This window comes from Vibrio sp. (assembly GCF_038138445.1).
Classification (GTDB): Bacteria; Pseudomonadota; Gammaproteobacteria; order Enterobacterales; family Vibrionaceae; genus Vibrio.
On sequence record NZ_JAYQDQ010000049.1, the window covers coordinates 23,739 to 30,077 of the forward strand.

Below are 6,339 nucleotides of genomic sequence, written 5' to 3' on the forward strand. Positions count from 1 at the left end.
TACGAACACAAAGCGACTACATCCTTTACCCATCAAGTTTACTAGTGAGAAAGCTAAGGATTTCTTGCATCAGTTGATCATCTATTTTCTTAAGGCTTAACGCCAAGTCAGATCCTTTGCGATTATAACTGGCTCTGCCTTTAATCAGTTCAACTTTGCTATGGGCGGCATTTTTTTTGGGCGCTAGTTCATCAATCCATTGTTCAATGGTTTCAGAAACTTCCTTTGTAATTCGAGCAACCCCTTGCGCTTGGCTTCTCTGCCACACATGTCCTTCTGCAGACTGACATCTGTCAAGAAGCTGAGTTCGATTAGCTTCACTAAGCTCATTAAACTGTTTGTATAGCTTAACTATCGTCGGACGACCAAGATCAGCAACATTAGGGTACGCTTGAAGTAAAGGTAGAGGTAGATCCGCCGCTTTCAATGCTCCACTGACCAATGCCTCGCTGCATTGGAACATTTTAGCGAGGGCTTTTTGATCGTCTGCTTCACCACTATTGAGCTTAGCGCGCATTTCTTTACCTTTTTCATACAAAGATAAAGGCTTGTGGGCATTAGCGACATCAGACAGAAACTTAGCATGTTCACTATTAATGTCCTCTGCGACATAAATAAGAAAGTCTTTGTTAGCTAGGAGACAGGACATACGTCGACGACTGCCATCTAAGACTTCTATTTTTCCATCAGCACTTTTTCTACCAACCGCAGGGTATTGCTGCCCTCGCTCTTTTAGTGTGCTCAGAATATCAGATAACGCATGTTCGTTAAGAAATGCCTGCTCCCGCGCGTTATCAGTAAACACTAGGGTGTCATCTGCGATTTTATCAGCTGGCACTCTTACTAGTTCAAAAGTAACAACGTCTTCACCGGCGACAGCTAACTCTATTACCTGAACTTGGTCTTTGGCTGCCTTCTGGGCTTCTTGGCTATTCGCAACATGACGCTTATCTGCTTTTCCAAATAACCTTGCATTTAAGTCTGAGGTTTTAATTGCCATTGTTTACTTATCCCTGATTAAGTGATGACCAATTACTATGAAGAACTCGTTCAAGTTCCAAGGCACTCTTTTGTACAGCGTCTTGTGCTGTGGCAAGCGTCTTTTTACCGCCCTCAAAGTCCCCAGTTGTTAAGTCAAAAACTGTACTATAGGTATCAGCACAAGTTTCAAATGCTCTACTGCGAGGAATTGTTGCCATAGTCACTTGGTCACCCAACAAATAATTCATCTCTGTCAGCACTGCAACCTGCTTTTTGTTGTCATCCTCAAACATTGTTGGCATTAAACGAACAAACTCTAGTCCCTGCCAATCCTGAGGAAACATCTCGTAAACAGTTGGTAAATGCTGAAAGAAGTTCACAGTGGATGCCCAATCGAGGCGTTTAGCGGCGCATGGGATCAACAATGCATTTGATGCATACATCGCATTCCAAACAAGAGGGTCAACATGAGGACCAGTATCTATCATTATAATGTCAAAATCGTCAGAAATTTGATCGATTAATTTTTCTTTCAATAACTTAACAATATCAAGAGACTGGTTTTTTGATAGGTTCTGCCAAGCTTCTGCATTAAACATTGCGTCTTCAGGAAACGCTGACACTGTTTTGAGGTTTGGGTATTGAGTTGGTAGCAGAACATTTTTATGGAGAAATTCTTTATCAATATCTACACCTTCTGGAACATTGTCTAGCATCACATCCACAGCCGAATATATATTGTCATGATCGGTCAGGCTAATCTGTGGATTGAGGAACAAACGTAATGAACCTTGAGGATCTAAATCAATCAGACAAATACGATAACGTTTATCAAGGTTTAAAGCCAAGCAAGCAGCAAGATGTACTGCAGTCATTGACTTCCCAGTGCCACCTTTTTGATTTTGAACATTTATAATCCAAGGTTTGTTATCATTATTATTCTTTTGCTGATGAAACTTGGGAACTCCAGCGGCATCCATCAACATATGGGCTTCTTGTAGTGAAATAGAATAATGATTGGCATTATTCTTAGTAAACTGATGTCCAGATGCTTCCAGCTTGCTGATCGCCTCATCTAACTTCCTGCGAGTCAGTCCAGAACGTGTTTCCATCAGGGCTTTTGACATTGGTGGAAAGTGCTCATCGCTACGTTCCTCTAAAACAATCTCAATTCGGTCGGCTTGCACCTGAGCCGTTTGTTCTGCGAGTTGAACAAGACTTTCAATTGTTTGGTCTCTTTTCATTTCCACATTCCGTTTTAAGTCACTGACATTAATTGTACAGCAAATAAAACCAATAACAACAAAAAGCTGAACATGCATTTATGAATTAAAATCACATTAATAGGATGAATTTTATAAAGTAGATTAATTTAGGTCAAAAACCTGTCAAATGTATCGAAAAATATCGCCAACAAATCCATACAAATTTTATCTAATTAAAAGTATTACAACGTCACTTATTTACATTGTAAATAAAATCATAAGCTGTTCGGAACGATTGATACTTAACCATAGTTTACGGTCTGTGTAATTTTGACTTACACGCGATGAAAAAGATAAGTAAGTTTGAAGCCGAAAAGCATCTACATCTACCGATGACAGAAGAATATCTACATAGTGGAACAATGATCAAGAGGAATATCTTGATCATGCTTTCGATATCTAACAAGGGCTCAGGAACAATGATCAAGAGATCATATCACCTTGTAAAATAATCCTACATTGTCCTTAAATAAGGATCGCCATACGGATAGATGATCAAGTAAAATCTGACTACGGAAGCATGAGTATTACCTACTAGATTACGGTAAAACGTAGACTCACCAAGTAATTTAGACAACCAACTTAGATATGACACCAATCCAAACAGCAAAAAACAAATCAACACTGAAAAAAGCCATTTTCTTGATCATGCTTTCGTATATGTAAAAAGTAGGCTGTAAATTATCTTATAAGTACAACCCCCAAGAGCATAGCTAACCTTGCCAGAAATACGGAGCCCCAAAGCGCAACTTTGACCTATCGCCATGATCATAGTTCTGTAAATTTTGCTTTTTACCTTTACAACAAAGGTAAAAAAGAGACGTTTGAAGTAGAGGTTCTGTGGATAACGCGTGAATATTCAATGATCATGCTTTCATTTAAACTATGATCATTAATACGAAGGTATAGTGATCATAGTTTCGTAAAGAATTGATCATGCTTCTTAAATTAATTGATCATGCTTTCAATAAATTCTTGATCATCCTTTCAGGTATGATTTTAAATAGCTACTAAATAACAATCACTTACATGGAATCTTGTTCTCAGATCAATAGATCATATAATCAATTTAGATCACTTTAATCATTAAGATCAGGTTAAAATCCTTTTAAATAGTTTTGCTCTTAAACAACGTAAATTAAAATTGGTGATCTTGCTGGTTTTCCATAACTATTTAGATCATGGCAGCAAACTAAAACATCCAGCAAACTTTTTCTTTATTTATGAAATGTTTTTCCCTATCCTTTCGGAATAATGATGAAATTACGGCCTAAGTTATACGGATAAGTATCCATGACCTCAAAAGACAAAGTCCTTATTAAAGCACCCAGAAGCCATAAAGATGGCCACATGTTTGAAGTTTCTGAAGCTGCTGTCAGTTGGATTGAGCAGTATCAACACTTTAAAGGTGTAACTAAAAGTATTGTGGAATTGCTAAATCTGATTTCACTTCAAGGGTTTACGAGCAAAGATGGATTAGTATCAACAACTGAATTGATCGATGCAACCGATGGACAGCTTACCCGAGCAGCGATTCAACAGCGTTTACGCGCTGCTGTAAATATTGGCCTGTTTCAACAAATACCTGTTCGGTTTGAACATGGATTGGCGGGTAAGACAATGTTGCATCGCTTTATAAATCCTAACCAACTGATTTCGGTATTAGGTGCGACTAGTTTGGTCACGGAGTCGGTTAAACAAAACGAAAAACAAAAACGCTCTAAAGCGCTAGCGCAAACCCATGTGAACAAACGGCTCCTTAACGAGCATGGGTTAAATAATCCACCAGCAATGAAAGATGAAGCAGATCAATTTGTAGTGTCACCTACAAATTGGGCTGGAATTATTGATCAGGCTTTAGCTCCGCCGCGCACTCGAAAGCAATACCAGAAAAGTTTAGTATCCATTTCAGGTACTAAAGCAGTCATAGAGACACGATCATCCAAGAATATCATGACAGTTGATGATCTTATGACTCTATTCGCTCTATTCACTTTGACGGTTCAATATCATGAACATCATCAGCATGATTATCATATGGATGCTAAGCATGCGCCGAACAAAACGCCTCTGTACATTACAGATATTCTGTCCCTACGCGGCAAAAAAGACAGTGGACCTGCTCGTGATTCAATAAGGGATAGTATCGATAGAATCGAGTTTACAGACTTTCAACTCCATGAGCTAACAGGAAGATGGCTCAGCGAAAATATGCCAGAAGGCTTTAAAAGTGATCGTTTCCGTTTCTTGGCCCGAACCATTACTGCATCTGAAGAAGCGCCAACAGAAGGTGAAGATGGTGAAATCCGGATAAAACCTAATTTATACATTTTGGTTTGGGAACCTTCATTTTATGAGGAGCTTCTAACGCGCGATTACTTTTTCCTCTTCCCTCCAGAAATCCTTAGACAACATACACTTGTTTTCCAACTGTATAGCTATTTCCGTAGCCGTATGTCACGTCGCCATACTGATGTTATGTTGCTAAGTACATTAAACCAGAAGCTGGCTCGCAACATAGAATGGCGTCGTTTTTCAATGGATCTGATCCGGGAGCTTAAAAAGTTATCAGAGGATCAGCCAAGCGATGATGAGGCATTTAACGTTAACCTTTGGGGCTATCACTTAACTATTTCCACCCTTGTTCAGGGAAGTAAAAACAAAGATTACCAAGTTGACATTAAATGTGATGCAGAGGAAGTATTGCGCTATGCAAGAGCTCGAACAACAAACGCAGGCAAGCGTAATATGGCTCCGACATTGCCTAACCCACTGCGTAACGAAATGGTCACTAAACAGCAACTGGACGAAATGTCTCAGATCATTGATGGTGAATTTGAACCTATTCAAAGAAAAGAGCGCTCTCCCAAAGGGAAGCTCGGACGTCGAGTTAAGGTACGTAAACACTTAGTCGAGATTAATGCAGATGAGATAACCATTACTCTATCGAAATATACCTCGTCAGAAGCCCTAGAACGCTCTGTAACAGCTTTAGCTGCTATGACTGGGCATTCCCATAGTTCTATTCTTGAAGAGTGTAAGGAGCTTATGGAGAAGCTTGATTATCTTCGAGTGGGACAAGAAATCATAGCTTATGAGACTTTAAGTAAACTCATTGAATTATATAACAGTCAAAATGAGGTTAAGCACCTTTCAATTGAACGTCTGATAGCAGGACTTGCTGTAAGAAGAAAGGTATGTAAGCAAGTTCATGAAGGACATTTGGACGAAAATGTGTTCCGTGCGCTTGATGAAGTCTCAGTTTAAAATAGTTTGCTATTTAAACGCCGTTAAGCCGAGTTCCGATTTTCGAAAATTATTGTCTTTGACTAGAACTTTATTCTCGGACACAGACAATTAATTACTATATATCAGACATATCTACTACATTCTGCTGACAATGGTATGACATTCGCTTTTTATCTTTTGGATATTATTTATCTCGAATAGACAACCTTTTGTCCTTTCTAATGAATGAGGGATCTGGATTATCCCTTGTAGATTGGCTCATATTGTTACATTCATTCTGAATATTTTGCGAGTTCTTAGAACTCGCTTTTTTTTTGTCCATCCCGCTTTATAGAAAGCATGATCAAGGCTTTTACTTGATCATGCTTCCATACGATGCTTAAAGTTGATTCACCTTAGCCGCTATCTCAGCATAAGTGACAGAACCTCGCCCAACTTCGATAAACCCTTCTTGGGGCATGTAAGAAATCCCGAGTGCTGCGCGTGAATTCGAATGCTCAGCGGCTTGTTCTCCTCTCCATTTTTTGAGCATTTTGAGTCGAGCCCCAGCACCTGCTGCTGGCTTTGCAAGCCCTCCAGCAGTCAAGTCTGTGCCTGGAATATTTGGTGATGGTACTCCTCCGACTCTCACTGCAAAATTTGTTGTACCATTGATTGTTGCTTTGGCTGAATCCCCTATAGGATTTAATATCTTACTCGTAGAGCTTGGAGCTCTTGTCCACCCTACATAGATTTCACCGTTATCTATTTCACTGGTAATTCGTTGTGCACTGTTATTGTTTAAGTGATCGTAAGCTGGCGGTAAACCCCATCTAATCATTTCCTTTTAAATTCGGTATTGTCT

Annotated in this window: 4 protein-coding genes; 1 reads left to right on the forward strand and 3 read right to left on the reverse strand. The window is 39.3% G+C overall.

Annotated elements, in window-relative coordinates; all coding sequences use genetic code 11:
• Window positions 1-25: 25 nt before the first annotated feature.
• Both AAFM34_RS13275 and AAFM34_RS13280 read right to left on the reverse strand, forming a co-directional pair.
• Window positions 26-1,000, reverse strand: a complete 975-nt coding sequence (locus AAFM34_RS13275) for a ParB/RepB/Spo0J family partition protein (protein WP_341663582.1) — start codon at window positions 998-1,000, stop codon at window positions 26-28.
• 7 nt (window positions 1,001-1,007) lie between these two features.
• The gene (locus tag AAFM34_RS13280) at window positions 1,008-2,225 is read right to left on the reverse strand and encodes a ParA family protein (protein WP_114785284.1); all 1,218 of its coding nucleotides are present in this window, start codon (window positions 2,223-2,225) and stop codon (window positions 1,008-1,010) included.
• Window positions 2,226-3,539: 1,314 nt separating this feature from the next.
• Between AAFM34_RS13280 and AAFM34_RS13285 the strand changes: the two genes are divergently transcribed.
• The gene (locus AAFM34_RS13285; protein ID WP_341663585.1) at window positions 3,540-5,513 is read left to right on the forward strand and encodes a replication initiator protein RctB domain-containing protein; all 1,974 of its coding nucleotides are present in this window, start codon (window positions 3,540-3,542) and stop codon (window positions 5,511-5,513) included.
• Window positions 5,514-5,874: 361 nt separating this feature from the next.
• Here the strand turns inward: AAFM34_RS13285 and AAFM34_RS13290 are convergent, their stop codons facing one another.
• On the reverse strand, window positions 5,875-6,315 hold the full coding sequence (locus AAFM34_RS13290) for a hypothetical protein (protein WP_341663587.1): 441 nt from the start codon (window positions 6,313-6,315) through the stop codon (window positions 5,875-5,877).
• Between the last annotated feature and the right edge of the window lie 24 nt (window positions 6,316-6,339).

What these genes read in the sequence shown, in the direction of transcription:
- AAFM34_RS13275 (WP_341663582.1), bottom strand. Translation starts at nt 1,000, where the DNA reads ATGGCAATTAAAACCTCAGACTTAAATGCAAGGTTATTTGGAAAAGCA.
- AAFM34_RS13285 (WP_341663585.1), top strand. Translation starts at nt 3,540, where the DNA reads ATGACCTCAAAAGACAAAGTCCTTATTAAAGCACCCAGAAGCCATAAA.
- AAFM34_RS13290 (WP_341663587.1), bottom strand. Translation starts at nt 6,315, where the DNA reads ATGATTAGATGGGGTTTACCGCCAGCTTACGATCACTTAAACAATAAC.
- AAFM34_RS13280 (WP_114785284.1), bottom strand. Translation starts at nt 2,225, where the DNA reads ATGAAAAGAGACCAAACAATTGAAAGTCTTGTTCAACTCGCAGAACAA.